Source organism: Variovorax trehalosi (assembly GCF_051216415.1).
In the GTDB taxonomy this organism is placed as follows: domain Bacteria; phylum Pseudomonadota; class Gammaproteobacteria; order Burkholderiales; family Burkholderiaceae_C; genus Variovorax.
The window spans coordinates 403013-425481 of the sequence record NZ_JBPJZG010000003.1; the positions used below are offsets into that span (position 1 = coordinate 403013).

The window sequence follows — 22469 nt, forward strand, 5'->3', positions numbered from 1 at the left end:
TGTACTGGGATCGCCGCGATTCTTGCGATCCCGAACAACCTTTTCCCGGAAAGCCCATTCGCTGTTTGGGCGCCTTGTGCTAGGCCACCGTGTCGAGCCAGTGGGTGATACGCCCGTTGTGCATCACCCCGATGCGGTCCGCCATCGCATGCGCTTCGGCCTCGTTGTGCGTGACCAGGATGGCGGTCTGGCCAGCCTGCTTCAGGATGCCGCGCACCTCGGCGGTGAGGCGTTCGCGCGTGCCGCCGTCGAGATTGGAGAAGGGTTCGTCGAGCAGCAGCAGCGCGGGTGAGGGCGCGAGCGCGCGGGCCAGCGCGATGCGTTGTTGCTGCCCGCCCGAGAGCTCGTGCGGGTAGCGTTCGCCCGCATCGGCCAGGCCGACCAGCGCGAGCATCTCGCTCACACGCGCCTGCTGCGCGGCGCGGCCGAGGCGGCGCAGCCCGAAGGCCACGTTCTTCGCAGCCGAGAGGTGCGGGAACAGCGCGTATTCCTGGAACATCATCCCCACGCGCCGCTGCTCGGGCGGCAGGTGCGAACCGGCGGAAGAGAGCACGACCTCATCGAGGCGGATCGTGCCCGCGCGCAACGGCTCGAAGCCCGCGATGGCGCGCAGCACCGTGGTCTTGCCGCAGCCCGAGGGGCCGAACAGGCAGGCGATGTCGCCAGCCGCCAGTGACAGCGAAAAGTCATCGACGACGGTATGCAGGCCGCGCGGCGTGTCGTACGCGAGCTGGATCGATTCGAGGTGCAGCGGAGAACTCATGTGTGTTCCGGAACGGGCGCGACCGGTGCCGTGCCCAGCTGGTTGCGTGCCAGCAGCATCACCGGCAGCAGGCCGGCGAGCACGATGGCGAGCGCCGCGATCGCGCCTTCTTCATAAGTGCCGCGCGCGGCCTCGGCGTAGAGCCAGGTAGCCAGGGTGTCGAAGTTGGCGGGTCGCAGCAGCAGCGTGGCGGGCAGTTCCTTCATCGCATCGACGAAGACCAGCAGCGCACCCGCGGCGATGGCCGGCTGCAGCAGCGGCAGATGCACGCGGCGCAGCGTGCCCGCGGTGGTTTCGCCAAGCAGGCGCGAGGCCTGCTCGATGGCGGGCGGAATACGTGCGAGGCCGGCCTCGATGCCGCCCACCGGCATCGCGAGAAACCGGATCGCGCAGGCCACGACGAGCACGATGCCCGCGCCCATCAGCGGCAGGCCCTGCCAGCCGAATGCGGTGGCGAGCGCGGCGTCGAAGGCCAGCGCCGGCGTGAGCAGGCCGATGGCGAGCACCGTGCCCGGCACCGCATAGCCCAGCGTGGCGGCGCGTGCCTGCCAGCGCGCGCGGTTGATGCCGGAGCCCTGGCTGCGCGCCGCCCATGCGACGACCAGGCCCGCCGCCACCGCCACCACGGTGACCCCTGCGGCCAGCGCGAGCGTGTTGCCGAGGCTCGCAATCAGCCCTTGCGAAACACCACCACCCAGGCGCAGCCGCTTCGCGCTTTCCCAGACGAGATACAGCGCAGGTGCCACGAAGCCGATCAGCACTGGCAGTGCAGTGACTGTGGTCGCGGCCCAGCCGGCGCCACCATGCAAGCGCCGCGGCTGCACCGCGCGCATGCGCTGTGCCGAGCCGAAGCGCTGGTGTCGTCGCCCATTGCGTTCGAGCCATACCAGCGCCACCACCACGAACAGCATGGCGCAGGCGATCTGCGCTGCACCGGCCAGGTCGGACCGCGTGATCCACGTCGTGTAGACCGCCACCGTGAGCGTGTTGACGCCGAGGAATTCCGAAGCGCCGATGTCGTTGAGCGTTTCGAGCAGCGCAAGGCTCAGCCCGACCGCAAGCGCGGGCCGAGCGAGCGGCAGCGCCACGCGAAAGAATGCGCCGCGGCGGCTCTCGCCCAGCGTGCGCGCGGCTTCCAGCAGGTGCGCCGGCTGCGTCATGAACATCGCGCGCGCCGTCATGTAGACATACGGATAGAGCACGAAGCCGAGCACGAAGATCGCGCCCGGCATCGAGCGCAGATCGGGCAGGCGGAACTGGCGCGGGCTGTCGAAGCCCAGCACCCAGCGGATCGCGCCCTGCACCGGGCCGATGGGGTGCAGCAGGTCGAGGTATGCGAAGGCGACGATGTAGGTCGGCATCGCGAGCGGCAGCAACAAGGCCCAGTGCAGCACGCCGCGTCCTGGAAAGTCATGCGCAGTGACGAGCCACGCGCAGCCGGTGCCGATCACCAGCACCAGCGTGCCGACACCGGCCAGCAGCAGGGCCGTGTTGAGCGCCGCCTGCGGCAGCACATGCGCGAACAGCGGCCCCCAGTGCCCGATGCCGGAACCGAACGCGAGCCACAGGAGCGTGAGAACCGGCGCAAGCACACCGATCGCGATCGCGAACGAGGCAAGGCGCCAGACCGGTCCTGCGGCTTGCAGGGCTGGTGGCTGGCGCCGTGTCATTTGCATTTTTCAGGCACCGGCAAGGCGTGCCTGCGTGCGTCCATCACTGGTCGAAGCCGACCTTGTCAACGAGCGCGCTGGCCTGTTTACGGTACTTGGCGATCTCGGTGAGCGGCAGCGGGTCGACCTTCAGCTCGCCGATGGTCTGGCCGATGATCGGATCGAGCGCCACGCCCTTGCGCACCGGGTACTCGTAGTTGGTTTGCGCGTAGAGCGCCTGTGCCGGCTCGGACACCAGGAACTCGAGCAGCTTGACCGCGTTGGCGCGCTGCGGCGCGTTCTTCGCCACCGAGGCGCCGCTGATGTTGACGTGCGTGCCGCCGCTCTTGGCGTTGGCGAAGGTCGGGCGCACCACCTTGATCGCATCGCCCCACTTGCGCGCGTCGGTGCCTTCCTTGGCGCTCTTCATCTGGCCGACGTAGTACGAGTTGGCGATGCCGATGTCGCAGATGCCGCCGAGGATGTCGCGCGCCACGTCGCGGTCGCCGCCCGTGGCCTTGCGCGCGAGGTTAGCCTTCACGCCGCGCAGCCACTGCTCGGCCTTGGCTTCGCCGTCGTGCGCGATCAGCGCTGCGACGAGTGCCGTGTTGTAGGGATGCTGGCCTGCGCGGATGCAGACCTTGCCCTTGTACTTCGGGTTGGCGAGGTCTTCATAACGGAAGCTGGTGAGCGGCTGCGTCTTGTCGGCATACAGAACGCGGGCGCGCAGCGAGAGCGCGAACCACTGGCCGTCGGCGCCGCGCAGGTTGGCCGGAATGGCCGATTCGAGCGCGGGCGATTTCACGGGCTGCGTCACGCCGCCATCGACGAGGTCCATCAGGTTGCCGATGTCCACGGTCATCAGCACGTCGGCCGGCGAGCGTGCGCCCTCGGCCTTGACGCGCTCGAGCAATCCGTCCTTCACGAACACGGTGTTGACCTTGATGTTGCTCTGCGCGCTGAAGGCGGAGATCAGCGGCTGGATCAACGCGGGCTCGCGCGTCGTGTAGAGCGTGAGCTCTTCGGCGGCATGCGCGGGCAGGGCGGTGAGGGCGAGCCAGGCAGTGGTGGCGCCGATCAGGGCGTGCGCAGCGCGGGTGCGGGTGAGGGCGCCGGAGCGTTGGGTCATGAAGATCCTCCAGTTCGATAGGTGTTCTTGGGGAGACACCGGCGGGCCGGCCTGCGGCCGCCGATGCGAACAATTATCAACATGCGGGAGGAGCAGGAGACTTTTGGACTTACAAGGCGAAGGCCTACTTGAATGAGGCGGGCTGCGAGCTTTGACGGTGATTTGTGTCGACTCGGGCAGGAAATGCCGTGGCATTGGCAGTGCAGATTTGATGCGGACCTGGCAGTTGTCGTCAGCTTTGGCGGCAAAGGGAAAGTCCGGACCGACGCCGCATACTGCCGAGGCAGACTCTCGCATCAATCAGTCGAAAGCAATATGAGCACCGCTTCCCCTTTCTATCAAGACTGGACGTTTTGGGCGTTCGTGTCGTCGCTCATAGCAATTGGCCTCTCTCAGGCACCGCCAGTTGTGCGTTGGTTTAGCAAGCCGCGCTTAATACTTGAGCTGCCCAATCAACTGCGTATCACGCACGTTGCAGGCTATGCGTCCGCTGGTGTGGTGCTAAGCATAAGGAACGCAGGTGGAAAGCCCGCCAGGGTCACATCCTTGAGCATCAAATTCCGACGGGGCGGAGTGGATCTGCTTGAAGCACCAATCTTGGAGTTTCACCCCGATCCACGCCAAGCTCAGACACTTCTCGTCATGCCACTTACGGTTGCACCGGGTGCCGAAGTCACTCGCAGTATGAATGCGTACCAACACATTTCTCGAGAGAGAGATCGAGATCTTGGGCAGTTGGCATCCAAAGTGCGCGTAGACATCGGCAGGAAGGCGGAGGTAGCTCAAGCCAAGAGCATCAAAGAGCACGCGCCCCAAGAATTGGTCACCCTTGACCCGATTCTTCTGCAAGCGGCCCAAGCCATGTATGCGGCCAACTTCTGTTGGACGGCTGGGGACTACGATATCCAGATCATCTGTAAATCGGATGAGCAAGCAGAAGTGCGGCAAGAGCGCTTGGTGTTCACGCTTTGGGAGTCCGATGAGGCGGAGCTGAGATCGTTGGCGGACGACTACCAGCATGGCTTCGGCATTGGTGTTCCTAGCGAGCGTCACGGGAAAGGGGTATTCGTGACGCTTCGCAAGATCTAGTTGCTCCTGCAGGGACAGCTGCGCTAGTGCTAGCGGCGGTGAGGATACTGCCGGGCCGCCATTTCGTTGTTGCAAAGCAGCTCTCTGTCGACTTCGCAGTTTGCGTTGGCCGTGACGCGGTATCTCGTCTCGACAGCCTCGATGTGTAAGTTGGAGAAGGTTTTTGACCACATGCGTGTCTCCCGCGAACCCCCGGTTTGTCGGCTGCGTTTCCCATAGCCTGGTTTTTCACATTCGCTTTCGGGGAGCTCACTCTTGATGCAAAAGACTCCGCCAATCATCTGTTTAGACAACAACGATTACTCACTGCTATCAGACCCAAGCCGCAGAACCGACGAACTAGATGAAATCCGGCGTCAGTTGCTGGAACTTGCAAAGTCGGAGTCGGTCGTCTTTGCATTCGCAGGTACTCATATCATGGAGATGGCTCCATTGAAGGCCGAGCACACTGGGGCTGCGGCGGCTCGTGCAGATTTACTCGTTGCACTTTGCGGAAAAAACGCCCTAATCTCGATTCAGAGACTGGTCCAAGGAGAACTCGCTCGCGTCGCCGGCTTGCATATGACGCCACTAAGCGTCCTGACAAATGATGCGACCTGGTTCCCGGTGTTTGATGGCGACTTGCTATCCCCGTTCACGCACGCTGACCGGATTGATACGGTTATGGAAGCGCTCAAAGAACATGGAGTTGACCGAGCACATCGGCGTGCAACCAAGCGCGAGCTTCTTAAGGGCCGTGCACCTGCTGCTCAACTTCAAGCTTGGTTCACGGCGCAGGCAGCAAACCCCAATGTGGATGCCATGCTTAGCAACTACCCCATGCGCCCGGAGGATGCCAAGGTTCTGGCTCGCTACGCGCTCGGGCATGCAACGACTAAAGAAGCCGAAGATGCATTCCTGAGTAGCCTGCGCGACCCAAGCTGGATGATGCGTTGGTTCGCTGAACACCATGACAAGATGAGTCCAGTTACTCGCTGGCTTCGCGAGCCCTCTCAGAAATTCATAGCGAACTTGCAGGGACTGATAGCTGATGCGCAAGAGTGGCATCGCCTTCAGGAGCGCAGCGGGAGAAAAGTGAAGGCTGATATCTTTACTGCCAAGGAATGGCGAACGTTGCAGGACGATACGCTAATCAAGATTACTAATAGGCTTTTGAAGGATGCTTACCCCGCATGCCAGCCAATTGCTGACGTGAGCCTTGTCGACATGTACTGCCCCGGCGTCTCGGCTATGGTCCGAACCATCTTTTCTGTGGCCCGAGACTCTTTCGGTATTCAGCCACGTATGCCCTCGGCAAGCGATTTCGCTGACGGAGTGCACGCTGCATATGCACCTTATGTCTCAATCTTTCGGGCCGACAGCTATATGGCTGGTCACGTCAAGAGGCAGGTGCAGCATCGGGGGACGCAGGTTGTTGGAAAACTCAGAGATCTACTGAGGCAAATTAATGACATGTTGCGATAGGGCCTTGTCGACTATCAGGGTTGACGAGTGCTGAGTACGCAAATCTTCACCGCCCCGCCGGCACCTCGAACACCAGGCACGTCGTCGTCGCATGCGCATACAACGTCCCGTCGGCCCCGACGAGCCGCGCCTCTGCCGTCGCAAGCTGCCGCCCGCAGTGGATCACCTTGCCTTCGGCGCGCACCCGCTGCACCTTGGGCGTGAGGCCCTTCACGTAGTTCACGCTCAGCTCGGCGGTCGTGTAGGCGCGGCCGGCCGGCATCATCGTGTGGACCGAACAGCCCAGGGCCGAATCCAGCATCGTGGCGACCCAGCCGCCATGGATGGTGCCCAGCGGGTTCAGGTGCTGCGCGAGCGGCGTGCCCTGGAACACGGCGACGCCCTTGCTGACCGACACGATCGTGAAGTCGAGCGTCTTGGCGATGGCCGCATAGGGAATCTCGCCGTTCAGCATCGCCTGCATGACTTCGAGCCCGGTCTTGCCGGCGATCTGCTCGGGGCGGGCGAGTCCGGGGCCGGGGCCCCCCTCGAGGCGGTCGGTGATCGCGCGTTCCTCGGCGATCCATGCTTCGAGCTGGCTGGTGGGTTGCGTCATGCCTGTACTGCTCCTGGGGGCTTTGAATGAGGTCGTCAATTGTATATGCAACAGTTGCGCCTACAATCATCGCCCATGGACATCCAGACCAAGCCGCGCGGCTGCACCAGTTTCAAAGTACGACAGCTCATGCGTCGTTTGTCGACGCATTACGACACCGAGGTGTCGAAGAGCGGTCTCAAGACCACGCAGTACTCGCTGCTCTCGCACCTCAAGCGGCTGGGTTCCTCCCGCCCGGTCGATCTTGCGGGCGAGCTCAAGATGACCGCTTCCACATTGAGCCGCAACCTGCAGCCGCTGATCGCCGCGGGCTGGATTGCGCAAAGCGCCGGCGCCGATGCGCGCAGCCTCCTCGTGGCGCTCACGCCCGAGGGCGAGGCCAAGTGGCGCGAAGCGCAGCACCACTGGAAGACCGCGCAGCAAAAGCTCAATGCGCTCCTGGGCGTGGAGCGCGTGCTGGCGCTGCACCAACTCATCGACGAGTCGCTCGAACTGCTGGGCGCCGACGACGCCGCAGAGCCGCAGGACTGAGGCACACCACTCACATCACACAGCCGCGCTGACAGCAGCACGGGCCGGGTTTCTTTTCCTCCTCCACATTCCACTCCAACAGCAGAGGCCCCATGTTCGCCACCCAAGTTTCCGCATGGCTGCAGCGCCGCGGCATCCACTACGGATGGATCGTCGCCGCCATCACCTTCCTGACCATGCTGACGATGTCGGCCGCGCTCGGCCTGCCGGGCGCGATGCTGCAGCCGCTGGGCAAGGAGTTCGGCTGGAGCACCGAGCAGATCTCGTCGGCGCTCGCGCTGCGCTTCGCGCTGTTCGGCCTGATGGGGCCGTTCGCCGCGGTGCTGATGGAACGCTACGGCCTGCGCGCGGTGATCTGCACCGGCCTCGCGCTGGTCGGCCTGGGCATGGCGCTGGTCACCATGGCCTCGCAGCTGTGGCAGCTCTTCGTGCTCTGGAGCCTGATGCTGGGCCTGGGCACCGGCATGACCGCGCTGGTGCTCGGCGCCGTGGTGGCCAACCGCTGGTTTGTCGCGCGCCGCGGCCTGGTCATCGGCATGCTCACGGCGAGTTCGGCGACGGGGCAACTGGCCTTCCTGCCGTTCGCGGCCTGGATGATCGAGCACTGGGGCTGGCGCTCGGCCATCGTGCCGATCGTGATCGGTAGCGTGCTGATCGGCGTGCTCGCGCTGTGCCTCGTGCGCAACCGGCCGTCCGACGTCGGGCTGCTGCCTTACGGCGAAAAGCCCGGGACCCAACCAGCCGCACCGGCCGCGCCTGCGGCGATGATGAACTTCGCCACGCCGTTCCGCGTGCTGAAGGAGGTCGCGACCAACCGCACCTTCCTGATCCTGGCCGGCACCTTCTTCATCTGCGGCCTCAGCACCAATGGCCTCGTGCAGACGCACTTCATCTCGCTGTGCGGCGACAACGGCATGGGTGCCGTGCCCGCGGCCTCGGTGCTCGCGATGATGGGCGCCTTCGACTTCGTGGGCACCATCCTCTCGGGCTGGCTTTCGGACCGCTACGACAACCGCAAGCTGCTCTTCTGGTACTACGGCCTGCGTGGGTTGTCGCTCTTCTGGCTGCCGCATTCGGAATTCACGATCTATGGCCTGGGCCTCTTCGCGATGTTCTACGGCCTCGACTGGATCGCCACCGTGCCGCCGACTGTCAAGCTCGCGGGCGCGACCTTCGGTCCTGCCAAGGTGGGCCTCGTGTTCGGCTGGATCTTTGCCGCGCACCAGCTGGGCGCCGCCACGGCCGCGTACGGCGCGGGCTTTGCGCGCACGCTGCTGCTGACCTACACGCCCGCGCTGTACGCCGCCGGAGCCGCCTGCCTCGTCGCGGCGGTGATCGTGATGATGATTCGCCGTCCGGCCGCGAAGGCCGGCACGCCGGTGACGCCCGCCGCGGCAAGCGCACGCGCCTGATGACCGGAACGCCGCAGCCATGACCACCTCTACCAACACCGAACTCGACCCGCGCACCCGCCTGCTGCTCGAGGCGCCCATCGTCCCCACGTTGTTGCGCCTCGCAGCCCCCAACGTGCTCGTGATGGTGGCGCAGGCCTCTGTCGGGCTCATCGAGACCTACTTCGTCGGCAAGCTCGGCACCGATGCGCTCGCCGGCATGGCGCTCGTGTTCCCGATCGTGATGCTGATGCAGATGACCTCCAGCGGCGCGATGGGCGGCGGCATTGCCTCGTCGATCGCCCGTGCACTCGGTGCGCGCCGCCGCGACAACGCCGATGCGCTGGTGTGGCATGCGGTGGTCATCGCGCTCGGCTTCGGCCTGTTCTTTTCGCTGGCGCTCCTGGCCGGCGGACGCTGGCTCTACGGAATCATGGGCGGCGCGGGCGCCTCGCTCGATGCCGCGCTGACGTACTCGAACTGGGTGTTCGCAGGCGCGGTGCTGGTGTGGCTCTTCAACTCGCTCTCGGCCATCATCCGCGGCACCGGCAACATGGCGGTGCCGGCCAACGTGACGGTGGTGGGCGTGGTGTTCCTCATTCCGGCGTCGCCGCTTCTCATCTTCGGCTGGGGGCCGATTCCGGGCATGGGCATTGCGGGCGGCGCGATGGCGCTGCTGCTGTATTACCTGCTGGGCTCCATCGCGCTGATCATTTATCTGCGCTCGCCGCGCAGCCTGCTCAAGCCGACGCTGTCGGCGCTGAAACTACAGTGGCCGATGTTCCGCGACATCCTGCGTATCGGGCTCGTGGGTGCGGTGTCGACGGTGGCGACCAATCTGTCGATCGGTATCGCGACCGCACTCACCGGCCACTTCGGCTCGGGCGCGCTGGCCGGCTATGGCACAGCGTCGCGGCTCGAGTACCTGCTGGTGCCGCTGGTGTTCGGCCTCGGCGCGCCGCTGGTCGCGATGGTCGGCACCTGCATGGGCGCGGGGCAGCGCGAACGCGCGCTGCGCGCCACCTGGGCCGGCGCGGCGCTGGCCTTCGCGCTCACCGAAACCATCGGCCTCGCGGCCGCGCTGTTCCCGCGGCCCTGGCTGCTGCTGTTCGGCAACGACCCGGCGATGCTCGAGACCGGTGCGCACTACCTGCGCGTGGTGGGTCCGTTCTACGGCTTGTTCGGCGTGGGGCTCGTTCTGTACTTCGCCTCGCAGGGCGCAGGCCGCCTGCTGTGGCCGGTGCTCGGCAACATCGCGCGGCTCGCGGTGGCGGGCACGGGCGGCTGGCTCGCGCTGCGCTGGGGCGGCGGGCTCACCGGCGTGTTCGCGGCGCAGGGCGTGGCGCTGGTGGTGTACGGCATCGTGATCGCGTCGGCGATCGCGGGCGGCGCATGGTTCGGGCGCGTGGGCTGGCCGCGCACGCCGACGGGCCTGCTGCGGCGGGTTGCACAGGCCTGACCGGGCAACGCCGCAGATAAAAAAACCCGGGCGATCGGCCCGGGTTTTTTCGTTCTTGTCGATCAATAGCGGTAGGGGTTGTTCGGCCGGCGGTCGTAGCGATTGGGCACGCCGTCGCGGTCGTTGTCCCGGCGGCCACCGTAGTGGCGGCGGTCGTCCCAGCGGCGGCCATGGTCGTAGTGACGACCATCGCGGTAATAGCCGGGGTGATAGTGGCGCGGCGGAGGCGGCGGCGCGTAGTAGCGGCGGTGCGGCGGCGGTGCGGGCACCACGTACACCTGGGCCTGGATGAAGCGGCCACCGGTCTGGGCTTGCGCCGGTGCGCTGAGTGCAGCCAGCGACACGAGGGCGGCGGCGGCGAATGCGAAAGTGAGCTTTTTCATGGCAACTCCAGTGGAGTGGTTGGAAGCCTCATCGTCGTTGCCTTGTGTGAACCTTGTGTAAGGCTGAGGCGAAATCGGATGAAGAGCTGTAAGCAGCCCGTAGACGTGTGACGTCGGGTAGGCATGCCACGATGCTAATGCGTGGTGCGCCCGTCGGGCGCTGTCGCGGGTGTGCCGTTGGTTGTAGGCCGAGAGGCCGTGTGCATGTCCGCGTGCGCTCAGGCGCGCGGGACGGGCAGCAAGCGGCGCAGCGCGTCGAAGAACAGGTCCGATTGCTCGCGCTCGCCCTGGATCTGCGCCGCCACATGCGCGGCCAGCTTCGCATCGGCGGGCGCGAGGGGCCGCCCCGTCGACTGCGCGATCACCTGGTGCAGGCATGCCCGTTCGAGGTAGTACAGATCGTCGTAGGCATGCGCGATGGTGGCGCCCGCGACGATCACGCCGTGGTTCGCGAGGAAAGCCACATCCTTGCCGGCCATCGCGCGGGCGATGCGCTCGCCCTCGGCATCGTCGAGGGCGAGGCCGTTGTAGACCGCGTCGATCGCGATGCGGTTCATGTAGCGCATCGCGTTCTGGCTCGCGGTCGGATCGAGTGCGCGGTCGATCGTGAGCGTGAGCGCGGTGGCGTACGGCATGTGGCAGTGCAGCACGACCGCATGCCCGGTGAGCCGGTGCACCGCGCCGTGGATGAAGAGGGCGGTGGGCTCCACCCGGTGGCGGCCTGCGAGCACTTCGCCGTGCACGTCGATCAGCACGATGTCGTCGGGACCGATCTCGCTCCAGTGCAGGCCGCGCGGGTTGATGAGGTAGCGGTCTTGCGCGCCCGGCAGCATCACGCTGAAGTGATTGCAGACGCCTTCCGACAACCCATGGTGGGCGGCGGCGCGCAGGGCCAGCGCGAGGTCTTCGCGCAGCTTGCGGACGGCGGGGCTGGCGTAGGCTGAATCTGCGGACATCGTGTCTCCTTCGTTTTTCTTGTGGACTGACACCGGATCAGGCGTGCGTGGTGCCCGTCCAGGCCGCGATGAATTTCTTCGCATCGTCGCGCACGGCCGGGGCCTGCTTGCCCGGCTTGTAGAGCGCAGAGCCGATGCCGAAGCCGGCAGCGCCTGCCGCGCGCCATTCACTCATGTTCAGGGGCGTGATGCCACCCACGGGCATCACCGGCGTGCCGGCCGGGAGGACCGCGAGCAGCGCCTTCACCACCGCGGGCGAGGCCAGTTCGGCGGGGAAGAGCTTGAGCCCCGTGGCGCCGGCCGCGAGCGCGCCGAAGGCCTCGGTCGGCGTCATCACGCCGGGGAGGCACACCATGCCCAGCTTCACGGCCTCGGCGATGACCGCGGCGTTGAAGTTGGGCGAGACGATCAGCTCGCCGCCGGCCGCATGCACATCGCGCACCTGCTGCGCATCGAGCACGGTGCCCGCGCCGACCAGCGCCTCTGGAAAACGCTTGCGCATGAGCGCGATGCTGTCCAGGGGCTGCGGCGAATTGAGCGGCACTTCGAGCAGCCGGAAGCCGGGCTCGACGATGGCATCGCCGACATCCGCGGCCTCGGCGGGCGTGAGGCCGCGAAGGATGGCCACGAGCGGCAGGTCGCGCACCGCGGCGTTGAATTTTTCGAGGGGGGTGGTCATGGCTGGATCGGGTTGCTGTCTGCTGTGAGAAAACCGGACAGCGCATGCAGTCCGGCCCAGGTGGCCTCGGCACCGAGCGTGCGCGTGGCAACGCCGGCGGCGCGCAGGGCCAGGGTGTAGCGCTCGGTGAGCACGGGCGAGCCGATCAGCACGACCTCGCCGACGGCCTGCAGCGACTGGGTGCGCAGCTCTTCGCCGATGAGAAGACCTGAGAGGTAGCTCGACAGCTCCTCCTTCGGCATGCGCTCGAACAGCGCGAGCGTGCGCGCGCCGAAGGCGTTATGCAGCAGGCCGTGGCCGTTCTCGGATTGGGTCACGCCCTGCAGGAACGCCGCTTCGTCGAGCGGCGCGGCGGCATCGAGCGTGCGCGCGAGGATCGAATGCTGGCTCAGGAGCGCGTAGAACTCGCCCGTCATGCAGGTGCGAAAACCCGCGACGCGGCCCTTCCGGACGGTGGCCCACTTGTTGTGGGTGCCGGGCAGCACGAAGAGACCTTCGCTCGCGCTGGTGAGCGCCATGGCGCCGAAGATCTGCACCTCTTCGCCGCGCATGACATCGGGCACACCGTCGTGCTCGTCACTGAGGCCCGGCACGATGGCGATGCGCGCACCGGGGATGGCGTCGATGCGGATGATCTTGCGGCCCACCTCGACGCGGCCCGCGGGGCAGGCGCAGTACGGCGCCTCGACCCAGCCCTGCTTGCTGCCGGCCATGCCGGAGATGAGGCACTGGGCGCCTTCGAGGCGCATCCAGTCGCCGAACAGCGCTTCGAAGACGGCGGGGAATCCGCCTTCGGGCACCTTGAGGATGCCGCGCACGTCGCTGCGCTCTTCGAGTACCTTGCCGTCGGCGTCCAGCAGGGCGCCGCGCAGCGAACTTGTGCCCCAGTCGATTGCTACCAGTCTTGTCATCTCAGTGATTGTCGCGCGGGACGAAAGCCCCGCGCCGGCCGCGCAGGAACGCGAGGTCCGCGCCCTGGTCGGCCTGCAGCACCGTATCGACGTAGAGCTTCCAGTAGCCCGAGTCGAGCGGTGCCTCCGGTGCGACCCATTTCTCGCGGCGCTTCGCCAGCTCTTCGTCGCTTACGTGCAGATGCAGCTTGCGGTTGGGCACATCGAGCTCGACGATGTCGCCGTCCTGCACCAGCGCGAGCGGACCGCCCGCAGCCGCTTCGGGCGCCGTGTGCAGCACCACCGTGCCGTAGGCCGTGCCGCTCATGCGCGCATCGCTGATGCGGACCATGTCGGTGATGCCGCGGCGCAATACCTTCGGCGGCAGCGGCATGTTGCCGGCCTCGGCCATGCCGGGGTAGCCCTTGGGACCGCAGTTCTTGAGCACCATGATGCAGTGCTCGTCGATGTCCAGGTCTTCGTCGTCGATGCGCTTGTGCAGGTCGTCGGCGCTTTCGAACACCACCGCGCGGCCCTTGTGCACCAGCAGCTCGGGCGTGGCCGCGCTCGGCTTGATGATCGCGCCGTTGGGTGCGAGGTTGCCGCGCAGCACGCAGATGCCGGCCTTGTCCTTGAAGGGCTCGGCCAGCGGGCGGATGACCTGGGGCCCGTAGTTCTCGGCGTCCTTCACGTTGTCCCAGAGGCTCTGGCCGGTGACGGTGAGGATGTCCTTGTGCAGGTGCTGGGCGATCTCCTTGATGACCACCGGCAGGCCGCCCGCGTAGCAGAAGTCTTCCATCAGGAACTGGCCCGAGGGCTGCAGGTTCACGAGGCAGGGCAGCTCGGAGGCGAGGCGGTCGAAATCGTCGAGCGTGAGGTCCACGCCGATGCGGCCCGCAATGGCCAGGAGGTGGATCACGAGGTTGGTCGAGCCGCCCACGGCCGCGTTCACCTTGATCGCGTTCTTGATCGCCTCGCGCGTGAGGATCTTCGACATGTTCATGTCCTCATGCACCATGTCCACGATGCGCCGGCCCGCCTGCCGCGCGAGCACATTGCGCCGCCCGTCGACGGCGGGGTAGGCCGCATTGCCCGGCAGCCCGATGCCCAGCGCCTCGACCATGCAGGCCATGGTGCTCGCCGTGCCCATCGTCATGCAGTGGCCGTGGCTGCGATGCATGCAGCTCTCGGCCTCGAAGAAGTCCTGCAGCTTGAGCGTGCCGGCGCGCACCTGCTCGCTCATCTGCCATACGCCGGTGCCCGAGCCCAGCTCCTGCCCGCGCCACTTGCCCGAAAGCATCGGGCCGCCCGAGACGCCGATGGTCGGCAGGTCCACGCTGGCCGCGCCCATCATCAGCGCGGGCGTGGTCTTGTCGCAGCCCATGAGCAGCACCACGCCATCGAGCGGGTTGCCGCGAATGCTTTCTTCCACGTCCATGCTCGCGAGGTTGCGGTACAGCATGGCGGTGGGGCGCAGGAGCGTTTCGCCGAGCGACATCACCGGGAACTCGAGCGGGAAGCCGCCCGCTTCGTACACGCCGATCTTCACCTGCTCGGCGAGCGTGCGGAAATGCGAATTGCAGGGTGTGAGTTCGCTGAAGGTGTTGCAGATGCCGATGACCGGGCGGCCGTCGAACTGGTCGTGCGGCACGCCTTTGCCTTTCATCCAGCTGCGGTAGATGAAGCCGTCGCGGTCATGGCGGCCGAACCATTGCTGGCTGCGCAGTTCGCTGGGTTTTTTCTTGGGGGGAGTGTTCATCGCTTGTCTCTGTCGATTGCCGGTTTGGGTGCAGAACCTTGAGGGTTTGCCCTGCCGGATGGCTTTTCAATCATCATATGATAGGCCTGATGAGCGAACCGGAGCCTTGATGTTTTCGGCCGCAGGGATTGCAAATTTCACATCGCACGCATGATCAAGAACATCCACGGGCGCACGCTCGAACTGCTCGGCGAAGCCATCGCGGCTGGCCGCTACGCCGTTGGCGCGTCGATACCGCCCGAGCCGATTCTTGGTGAGGAGCTCGGCGTGAGCCGCACCGTGGTGCGCGAGGCGATCAAGTCGCTCGCGGCCAAGGGCCTGGTCGTCACCGGCCCCAAGGTCGGCACGCGCGTGCTGCCGCAGGACAGCTGGAACTGGTTCGATCCCGACGTCATCACCTGGCAGTCGCGCGCCGGCCTCACGCCCGGGTTCCTGCGCGACCTGCAGGACTTGCGGCGCGTGGTGGAGCCCGCGGCCGTGCGGCTTGCCGCCGAACGGGCCGATGCGAAGGACATCGAGGAAATAGAAAGCGCCTTCGCCGGCATGAAGGAAGCCGTCGAGCACGGCGGCGACTACATCACCTTCGACCTGCGCTTTCACAACGGCCTGCTGGGTGCCGCGGGCAATCGCATGCTGGCGCAGATGAGCAAGGCGCTCAACGCGCTGCTGCGCACCAGCTTCGAGATTTCGGCCGCCAAGCCCGATGGCCCTGCGCGCTCGCTGCCGCTGCACCGCGCGGTGCTCGACGCGGTGATCGCGCGCGACCCCGACAAAGCCGAGCGCGCGGTCATCCGCCTGATCGACGGCGCGCGGCAGGACATCGAGGACGTGCTTGCCTCGCGCCGCCGCCTGCCGAAGCTCAGCCGACCACCTCCGAAGCTCAGGGCCGGCTGAGCAGTCGGTACTTGGGGATCAGGCCGTGCGCAGCCGCAGCAGTGCGCGCACGAAGCCGTGGTCCGAACGCGAGCGGTCGCGCCCTTCGTGCAGGTGGTCGTTGAAGTAGTCGACGCGCCGCACATCGCCCAGGCTGTGCCGGCTGCTCGCGATGAATTCCTCGCTTACCAGGATCTGGTCGAGCACGTCCGGAAAACCCTGGTGGATGTGCGAATAGGCCACGTCCTTCTTCAGCGCCGACTCGCCCTGCATCTCGTAGGCATTGAACAGCGCCACGTCGCGCGCGGCCTTGTCGTAGGCCACCTCGGAGGTGGCGGCCACGAGCTGCGTGGTCACGCTGTGCGGGTTGTCGTTGAAGTCACCCATCACCACGAGCGGCGTGTTCGTGCCCTGCAGCAGGTCGATGACGATGCAGCGCAGGGCCGCGGCCTCGGCGCCGCGCATCAGGAGCGAACGCAGCGACGCCATCACGCCCACCTTGCGGTCGTCGCGGTCCTCCAGGTGGTTGCCTTGCGCGTCCTGCAGGAACTTGGGGCGCTTGGACTTGAGGTGCACCGTCAGCACGTGCACCTGCTGGCCGTGCTTCATGCGCAGCGTGGCCAGGAGGAGCGGGCGCTCGAAGCGTGTGTGCGGGCCGAGGCCCGGCACGTCCACGCCGAAGCCCGGCGGGAAGTCGATGAAGGACTGGACGTTGTCCACCTGCAGCCGCGTCGCGATGCCCACGCGCGGGGTGCCCTGCGCGCCCGTTCTGGGCGGCGTGCCCGGTGGGTTTCCGGGCGGGGGCGTGTTCTCGGCGCCCGGCACCGAAACGAAGTCGTAGCGCAAGCCGCTGCGTGCGATGGCGGCCTTCAACGCCGCTTCGTCCCACACCTCCTGCACCGCCAGCACATCGGCATTGAGCGCATGGAAGCGCTCGCCGATCCAGTCGATCTTCCGCTCGTACTCGCGCTCGTTGTAGGCGTCCTGGTTCTCGTAGTACACCCGGTTGGGGTTCGCGAGGTTGAGCAGGTTGCAGGTGGCTACGAAGAGGGTGGCGTAGTTGGGTGGGATGTATTGCATGGCTTGACGATTGTGTCTTGCCAGCAAAACAAGAAAAAGGCGCCCAAAAGAAAAGGGCACCGAAGTGCCCTTTTCATTGGGGAGCGGACAGGTTGCCTCGTCCGCAGCCTTTGTCAGCGACCGAACGAGCGGCCACCGCCGCCACCACCGGAACGGTTGCCACCGCCACCGCCGTAACCACCGCCGCCGCCACCCGAACGGCCACCGCCGCCCGAGCGATTGCCGCCGTAGCCGCCACCACCGCCGCCCGGGCGGCCGCGACCGCGTCCGCCGCCCATGTGGTCGACGCTCGTGCGCAACGGGTCCGGCTGGCCGTCACCACCCGCGACCGCTTCGGCGCGCAGGTGCGCGACCTGGTTGGCTTGCGTCGGGCTGTGGCTGTTGCCGTGATGGCGCGGTTGGCGCTCGTCGTGCGGCAGATGATTCTGTTGTTGATGCTGCGGCGCATGGTGCGGCGTGCGTGCCGGACCTTGCGGGCCACGGCCTTGCGCCGGACGTGCACCCTGGCCGCGCGGACCCTGGCCTTGACCGCCGCCATTGGCGTTGCGACCTTGGCCACCACCGCCGCCACCACCTTGGCCTCCACGGCGTTGACCGCCGCCGCCACCACCACCAGCGCGCTCACCGCCGCCCTGGCCGGCCTTGTTCTCGCGGATGCGCGACAGCATCTCGGTGCGTGCAGCCTTGGCGGCCGCCTGCATCACGTCACGGCTCGGCGGACGGCCGGCACCGCCCCAGATCGTCTGGCGACCCATGGCGATTGGCTCGGCGCGTTCGCCGTCTTCAGGGCCATAGCCCTCGACGATCTGCACCGGAATCGTCTGCTTGGTGAAGCGTTCGATTTCCTGCATGAAGCCTTCTTCGTCCAGGCACACGAAGCTCACGGCCTCGCCGCTCGAACCGGCGCGGCCGGTGCGGCCGATGCGGTGGACGTAGTCTTCGCTGACGTTCGGGATTTCGTAGTTCACGACGTGCGGCAGCTCGTCGATGTCGATGCCGCGAGCGGCGATGTCGGTGGCCACCAGCGCGCGAATATCGCCGCTCTTGAAGCCGGCCAGCGCCTGCGTGCGGGCGCTCTGGCTCTTGTTGCCGTGCAGCGCCATCGCCTCGATGCCGTTCTTGGTGAGGAACTCGGCCACGCTGTTGGCGCCGAACTTGGTGCGCGTGAACACGAGCACCTGGCTCCACTTGTTCTCGTTGATGATGTGCGCGAGCAGCGCCTTCTTCTTGCCGCGGCCCACGGGGTGGATCACCTGGGTGATGCGCTGCACCGTGGTGTTGCGCGGCGTGACCTGGATGCTCTGCGGGTTCTTGAGCAGCGTGGCGGCCAGGTCGCGGATTTCGTCGCTGAAGGTGGCCGAGAACAGCAGGCTCTGCTTTTCCTTGGGCACCAGGGCCAGGATCTTCTTCACGTCGTGGATGAAGCCCATGTCCAGCATGCGGTCGGCTTCGTCCAGGATCAGCATCTGGACCTGGCTCAGATCGAGCATGCCCTGCTGCTGCAGGTCGAGCAGGCGGCCGGGGGTGGCCACGAGGATGTCGACGCCCTTCTTGAGCTTGCTGATCTGCGGGTTCATGCCGACACCGCCGAAGATCACGGTCGAGTCGAGCTGCAGGTACTTGCCGTAGGTACGCACGGACTCTTCGACCTGGGCCGCGAGTTCGCGGGTGGGGGTCAGCACGAGGGCGCGGATGCCGACGCCGCCGAACTTGTTGGTGGCGCTGCGGCTCATGGTGAGCTTGTGCAGCATGGGCAGCGTGAAGGCGGCCGTCTTGCCGGTGCCGGTCTGGGCGCCGCCGAGCAGGTCATGGCCTTCGAGAACGGCGGGGATGGCTTGTGCCTGGATGGGGGTGGGGGTGTCGTAACCGTGCTCGTGCACAGCCTTCAAGATGGCGGGAGCCAGCTTCAGTTCATCAAAATTCATTGGAAACAATAAGCGCCATACACGGCGCAGTGGCATCGGCCCGCTTGGCGTCTTAGTGTTGACGCCGAGCCAGTCAAGGCAGATGAAGGTCAGGGGTGGGAGCCGGAAAACCTGTTGTGAGAAAGGTCTTCTTCGTCCCCGGCAGAGAGCCGGTGTTGCGGGCAACTGGACCCGGCAACGGTGGCTATTGTCGCATGAGTCGATAATCGGTGGTTTGCCGCGCCCGAATGCGTTGTTCTGGCGCCCGCGCTTTCCCCCAATTTCCGCTACCCAAGGTAAGTATCCACAGATGGCTCAATACGTCTATTCGATGAACCGTGTCAGCAAGACCGTGCCGCCCAAGCGGCAGCTCTTGAAGGACATTTCGCTCTCTTTCTTCCCCGGCGCCAAGATCGGCGTGCTCGGCCTGAACGGCTCGGGCAAGTCCACGCTGCTCAAGATCATGGCGGGTGTGGACAAGGAATTCGAGGGCGAGGCGCTGCCCATGCCGGGCATGACGATCGGCTATCTGGAACAGGAACCCAAGCTCAACAACGAGCACACGGTGCGCGAATCGGTCGAGGAGTCCATGGGCGCGGTGTTTGCGGCCAAGGCGCGCCTCGAAGAGGTGTACATCGCCTACGGTGCCGAAGACGCCGACTTCGACGCGCTGGCGGCCGAGCAGGCCCAGCTCGAAGCCATCATTGCCACCGCCGGCACCGATTCCGAACATCAACTGGAAATCGCCGCCGACGCGCTGCGCCTTCCGCCATGGGACGCCAAGATCGGCCTGCTGTCAGGCGGCGAAAAGCGGCGCGTGGCGCTGTGCCGCCTGCTGCTGTCCAAGCCCGACATGCTGCTGCTCGACGAGCCGACCAACCACTTGGACGCCGAATCGGTGGAGTGGCTCGAAGTGTTCCTGCAGCGTTTCACGGGCACCGTGGTGGCCATCACCCACGATCGCTACTTCCTCGACAACGCGGCCGAGTGGATACTGGAAATGGACCGCGGTCGCGGCATTCCCTGGAAGGGCAACTACAGCACCTGGCTCGAGCAGAAGGGCGAACGCCTGGCGCAGGAGCAGAAGAGCGAAGAAGCCCACGCCAAGGCACTGAAGAAGGAACTGGAGTGGTCGCGCCAGAACCCGAAGGCACGCCAGGCCAAGAGCAAATCGCGCCTAGCCCGCTTCGAAGAGCTGAGCGACATGGAATACCAGAAGCGCAACGAAACCCAGGAAATCTTCATTCCTGTGGCCGAGCGGCTGGGCCAGCAGGTGTTCGAGTTCCATGGCGTCAGCAAGTCCTTCGGCGACCGCATGCTGATCGACAACCTGAGCTTCACCGTGCCGCCGGGCGCGATCGTCGGCATCATCGGCCCGAACGGCGCCGGCAAGTCGACGCTCTTCAAGCTGCTCGCGGGCAAGGAAAAGCCTGACACTGGCGAGGTCGTCATCGGCTCGACGGTCAAGATGGCCTTCGTCGACCAGCACCGCGACGAACTCGCCAACAACAAGACCGTGTGGGAAGACATCTCCAACGGCCTGGACATCATCAACGTCGGCAAGTTCCAGATGGCCAGCCGGGCGTATGCGGGCCGCTTCAACTTCAACGGCGCGGACCAGCAGAAGAAGGTTGGCACGCTCTCGGGCGGCGAACGCGGCCGCCTGCACCTGGCCAAGACGCTGATCGCGGGCGGCAACGTGCTGCTGCTGGACGAACCCTCGAACGACCTGGACGTCGAAACCCTGCGCGCGCTCGAAGACGCGCTGCTCGAGTTCGCCGGCACGGTGATGGTGATCAGCCATGACCGCTGGTTCCTTGACCGTATCGCCACCCACATCCTGGCCGCCGAAGGCGACAGCCAGTGGACCTTCTTCGACGGCAACTACCAGGAGTACGAAGCCGACAAGAAGAAGCGCCTGGGCGAAGAAGGCGCAAAACCCAAGCGCATGCGCTACAAGGCGCTCAAGTAAGCCTCAGGCTGCCCTTCGGCACCGACCAGGGCGCGCGGCTCCGCAAGGGGCCTCGCGCTTTTTTCATGGCTGGTGCGCCGGCTTGTCAGCGCGGCCGTACCAGGCGGAAGGCCGCATTCGCGCCCCAGGTGGCGACAAGCAGATTTCCGTCCGGCGTGTAGGTGAGTCCGACAGGGCTGGACAGGCCGTCCGCCACCACAACGCGGCGCCCTTCGCGGTCGATGCGGCTGACCGTCGTGCCGCCATAGTCGACCACATAGGCGGCAGCGCCATCCCGCTCCGCGACGATGCCCGGGCCCGGGCTGCGCAGTCCGCTGTGGATGCTTCGCGCACGTCCGTCGCTTCCGACCAGCGAGACGCCACCCGCGATGTTGCTGACCATCAGCTCGCCGCCCGGCAACTCGACCGCTCCGACGGGTGTTTGCAATCCCTCCGCAACGACTTCGATCCTGCCGTCGGGATGCGCCGCGAGGATCTGATCGGTTTGGCGGTTGGCGATCAGCAGTCGACCCTTGCGGTCGAAGCTCAGCCCCGCTGGCGTAGCCAGGCCTCGCACGAACACGCTCTGCCTGCCGCTCGGCGTGAAGCGCCACACCAGATTCTGGCTGTAGGAGGCGACAAAGATGTCGCCGGAAGAGCCAATCGCCAGCCCGCTGGGTCCGCTCAAGCCCGATGCGAACGCCGAGCGGGTGCCGTCGGGCGCAAAGCGCAGGATGGTCCCGGCCGACCAGTTGGCGACATAGAGATGACCTGCCGCGTCGTAGGCCATGCCGACCGGCGAGGAGAGGTTGTCATGCACGGGGCGTTCCTCCAACGTCCAGGTCGGCAGGGCGGACGTGTGCGCCGAGGCGGCTGCGTTCATCGCAGTCGCAAGCAGCGCCACGCCTAGCAGCGGCAGGTTGACGCGAAAGCTGCGGTGCTTCATGCGGGCTCTCCCCGCAGTGCATCCATCGCAAACACGTCGCGCGCAGCCGCCAGTCCATTGAGCGCCGCCGGAAAGCCCGCGTACACGGCCATCTGCATGATGATTTCGATCACCTCGGTGCGGGTGACGCCCACATTGAGCGCGCCCTGGATGTGCACTCTCAGTTGCGGCACCGCATTGCCCATGGCCGTGAGCGCGGCCACCACTGCGATCTCGCGGGAGCGCAGGTCCAGGCCGGGGCGCGAGTAGACGTCGCCGAACGGAAACTCGATCAGGAGGCGGGCGAAGTCCGGCGCGATGTCGGCCAGGCTCTCGACGACCTTGACGCCGCCTTCACCGTCGATTTCCTGGAGCTTGGCCAGTCCGCGCTCGTAGCGCAGGTTCTCGTTGCCGGCCTGGTTGGCTTGTGTGTTCGTCATCGCTCGTCTTTCTTTCCGGGGCAGTGCCCGACAACGAAGGACGCTTTGTCTTCGGCTTGGCTTTGGCCTCGATCGCACGGTAGTGCGCGATCTTGGTCGAAAGCGCCCGCATGGATTGCTGCAGCGCCTTCACCCGGGCCAGGACCTCAGCGAGGTGCTCCTCGAGCATCTCGCGCCGTTCGCTGACGCTGGCGTCCCCCTGGCTTCGAAGCCCGGCGAAGGCCTGCATGCCTTGAATCGGCATGCCGGTCTCGCGCAGGCGCAACAGGAAAGCCAGCCAGTCCATGTCGGCGCTCGCATAGCGGCGCTGGCCGCCGGGTGCACGGGACACCGCGGCGATGAGGCCGATGCGTTCGTAGTAACGCAGCGTGTAGGCCGTGAGGCCGGTGCGCTCTGCGACTTCCGCGATGGTCAGACTGGTTTCCATGGCGTTGATTCTCGAAATTAGAGCGCGCTCTAAGTCAAGCGCTTTGTTGAACTATTTTTCAGGGCCGAAAAGATCCGCATCCAGCCAGCCGCGCAGGCTGCTGTGTGTTCCATGGCAGCGATTCTGCTTGCC

General features: G+C 66.1%; 21 protein-coding genes. 7 read left to right on the forward strand and 14 right to left on the reverse strand.

Translation table 11 applies throughout. The features are described from left to right. Positions 1-79: 79 nt before the first annotated feature. Genes ACSFA7_RS13750 through ACSFA7_RS13760 form a run of 3 tightly spaced genes read right to left on the reverse strand, consistent with a single transcriptional unit; the run spans position 80 to position 3541 of the window. Positions 80-763: an ABC transporter ATP-binding protein gene (locus ACSFA7_RS13750; RefSeq protein WP_435499871.1), complete on the reverse strand. Its 684-nt coding sequence runs from the start codon at positions 761-763 to the stop codon at positions 80-82. After that, entirely contained in the window at positions 760-2433 is a 1674-nt protein-coding gene (locus ACSFA7_RS13755) for an ABC transporter permease (protein ID WP_435499872.1), read from the reverse strand. The genes ACSFA7_RS13750 and ACSFA7_RS13755 overlap by 4 nt, the downstream gene beginning before the upstream one ends. Before the next feature lie 43 nt (positions 2434-2476). Continuing rightward, entirely contained in the window at positions 2477-3541 is a 1065-nt protein-coding gene (locus tag ACSFA7_RS13760; RefSeq protein WP_435499873.1) for a Fe(3+) ABC transporter substrate-binding protein, read from the reverse strand. Positions 3542-3856: 315 nt separating this feature from the next. On the opposite strand from ACSFA7_RS13760, the gene ACSFA7_RS13765 reads away from it, so the two are divergent. Together ACSFA7_RS13765 and ACSFA7_RS13770 are read left to right on the forward strand one after the other, a co-directional pair. Next, a complete protein-coding gene (locus ACSFA7_RS13765; RefSeq protein WP_435499874.1) occupies positions 3857-4630 on the forward strand; it encodes a hypothetical protein in 774 nt (257 codons plus the stop codon). A 258-nt stretch (positions 4631-4888) separates the two neighbouring features. Next, positions 4889-6094: a hypothetical protein gene (locus ACSFA7_RS13770; protein WP_435499875.1), complete on the forward strand. Its 1206-nt coding sequence runs from the start codon at positions 4889-4891 to the stop codon at positions 6092-6094. A gap of 46 nt (positions 6095-6140) precedes the next feature. On the opposite strand, the gene ACSFA7_RS13775 is transcribed toward ACSFA7_RS13770, so the two are convergent. Beyond that, on the reverse strand, positions 6141-6689 hold the full coding sequence (locus ACSFA7_RS13775) for a PaaI family thioesterase (protein WP_435499876.1): 549 nt from the start codon (positions 6687-6689) through the stop codon (positions 6141-6143). A gap of 75 nt (positions 6690-6764) precedes the next feature. Here ACSFA7_RS13775 and ACSFA7_RS13780 point away from each other — a divergent pair, with 75 nt between their 5' ends. The 3 genes from ACSFA7_RS13780 to ACSFA7_RS13790 all read left to right on the forward strand — a co-directional run bounded on the left by ACSFA7_RS13780 (position 6765) and on the right by ACSFA7_RS13790 (position 10070). Next, positions 6765-7220, forward strand: a complete 456-nt coding sequence (locus ACSFA7_RS13780) for a MarR family winged helix-turn-helix transcriptional regulator (RefSeq protein ID WP_435499877.1) — start codon at positions 6765-6767, stop codon at positions 7218-7220. Positions 7221-7312: 92 nt separating this feature from the next. After that, on the forward strand, positions 7313-8632 hold the full coding sequence (locus ACSFA7_RS13785; RefSeq protein ID WP_435499878.1) for an MFS transporter: 1320 nt from the start codon (positions 7313-7315) through the stop codon (positions 8630-8632). A 19-nt stretch (positions 8633-8651) separates the two neighbouring features. Further along, complete coding sequence (locus ACSFA7_RS13790; RefSeq protein WP_435499879.1) at positions 8652-10070, forward strand: MATE family efflux transporter; 1419 nt, start codon at positions 8652-8654, stop codon at positions 10068-10070. 62 nt (positions 10071-10132) lie between these two features. Here ACSFA7_RS13790 and ACSFA7_RS13795 read toward each other — a convergent pair whose 3' ends face one another. From ACSFA7_RS13795 to ACSFA7_RS13815, 5 genes are all read right to left on the reverse strand, one after another. After that, on the reverse strand, positions 10133-10453 hold the full coding sequence (locus ACSFA7_RS13795) for a hypothetical protein (RefSeq protein WP_435499880.1): 321 nt from the start codon (positions 10451-10453) through the stop codon (positions 10133-10135). A gap of 218 nt (positions 10454-10671) precedes the next feature. Continuing rightward, the gene (locus ACSFA7_RS13800) at positions 10672-11409 is read right to left on the reverse strand and encodes an aldolase (protein WP_435499881.1); all 738 of its coding nucleotides are present in this window, start codon (positions 11407-11409) and stop codon (positions 10672-10674) included. A 37-nt stretch (positions 11410-11446) separates the two neighbouring features. Further along, a complete protein-coding gene (locus tag ACSFA7_RS13805; RefSeq protein ID WP_435499882.1) occupies positions 11447-12088 on the reverse strand; it encodes a 2-dehydro-3-deoxy-6-phosphogalactonate aldolase in 642 nt (213 codons plus the stop codon). After that, positions 12085-12999, reverse strand: a complete 915-nt coding sequence (locus ACSFA7_RS13810; protein ID WP_435499883.1) for a 2-dehydro-3-deoxygalactonokinase — start codon at positions 12997-12999, stop codon at positions 12085-12087. Before ACSFA7_RS13810 ends, ACSFA7_RS13805 begins: the two co-directional genes overlap by 4 nt. Position 13000: 1 nt before the next feature. Further along, positions 13001-14737, reverse strand: coding sequence for an IlvD/Edd family dehydratase (locus tag ACSFA7_RS13815; RefSeq protein WP_435499884.1), 1737 nt, complete (start codon positions 14735-14737; stop codon positions 13001-13003). A 150-nt stretch (positions 14738-14887) separates the two neighbouring features. Here ACSFA7_RS13815 and ACSFA7_RS13820 point away from each other — a divergent pair, with 150 nt between their 5' ends. Beyond that, a complete protein-coding gene (locus tag ACSFA7_RS13820; RefSeq protein WP_435499885.1) occupies positions 14888-15631 on the forward strand; it encodes a FadR/GntR family transcriptional regulator in 744 nt (247 codons plus the stop codon). An 18-nt stretch (positions 15632-15649) separates the two neighbouring features. On the opposite strand, the gene ACSFA7_RS13825 is transcribed toward ACSFA7_RS13820, so the two are convergent. After that, entirely contained in the window at positions 15650-16690 is a 1041-nt protein-coding gene (locus ACSFA7_RS13825; RefSeq protein WP_435499886.1) for an endonuclease/exonuclease/phosphatase family protein, read from the reverse strand. Positions 16691-16803: 113 nt separating this feature from the next. Next, a complete protein-coding gene (locus ACSFA7_RS13830) occupies positions 16804-18615 on the reverse strand; it encodes a DEAD/DEAH box helicase (RefSeq protein WP_435499887.1) in 1812 nt (603 codons plus the stop codon). Positions 18616-18904: 289 nt separating this feature from the next. On the opposite strand from ACSFA7_RS13830, the gene ettA reads away from it, so the two are divergent. After that, positions 18905-20566 carry an energy-dependent translational throttle protein EttA gene (ettA, locus tag ACSFA7_RS13835; RefSeq protein ID WP_434789462.1) on the forward strand — a complete coding sequence of 554 codons (1662 nt, stop codon included), beginning with the start codon at positions 18905-18907 and terminating at the stop codon, positions 20564-20566. 85 nt (positions 20567-20651) lie between these two features. On the opposite strand, the gene ACSFA7_RS13840 is transcribed toward ettA, so the two are convergent. From ACSFA7_RS13840 to ACSFA7_RS13850, 3 genes are read right to left on the reverse strand one after another with little or no spacing between them, the layout of a single operon-like run. Next, on the reverse strand, positions 20652-21491 hold the full coding sequence (locus tag ACSFA7_RS13840) for a virginiamycin B lyase family protein (protein ID WP_435499888.1): 840 nt from the start codon (positions 21489-21491) through the stop codon (positions 20652-20654). After that, complete coding sequence (locus tag ACSFA7_RS13845; protein WP_435499889.1) at positions 21488-21910, reverse strand: carboxymuconolactone decarboxylase family protein; 423 nt, start codon at positions 21908-21910, stop codon at positions 21488-21490. Before ACSFA7_RS13845 ends, ACSFA7_RS13840 begins: the two co-directional genes overlap by 4 nt. Continuing rightward, positions 21825-22337 (reverse strand): MerR family transcriptional regulator, encoded by a 513-nt coding sequence (locus ACSFA7_RS13850; RefSeq protein ID WP_435499890.1) that lies wholly within the window; start codon positions 22335-22337, stop codon positions 21825-21827. The genes ACSFA7_RS13845 and ACSFA7_RS13850 overlap by 86 nt, the downstream gene beginning before the upstream one ends. Positions 22338-22469: the final 132 nt, after the last annotated feature.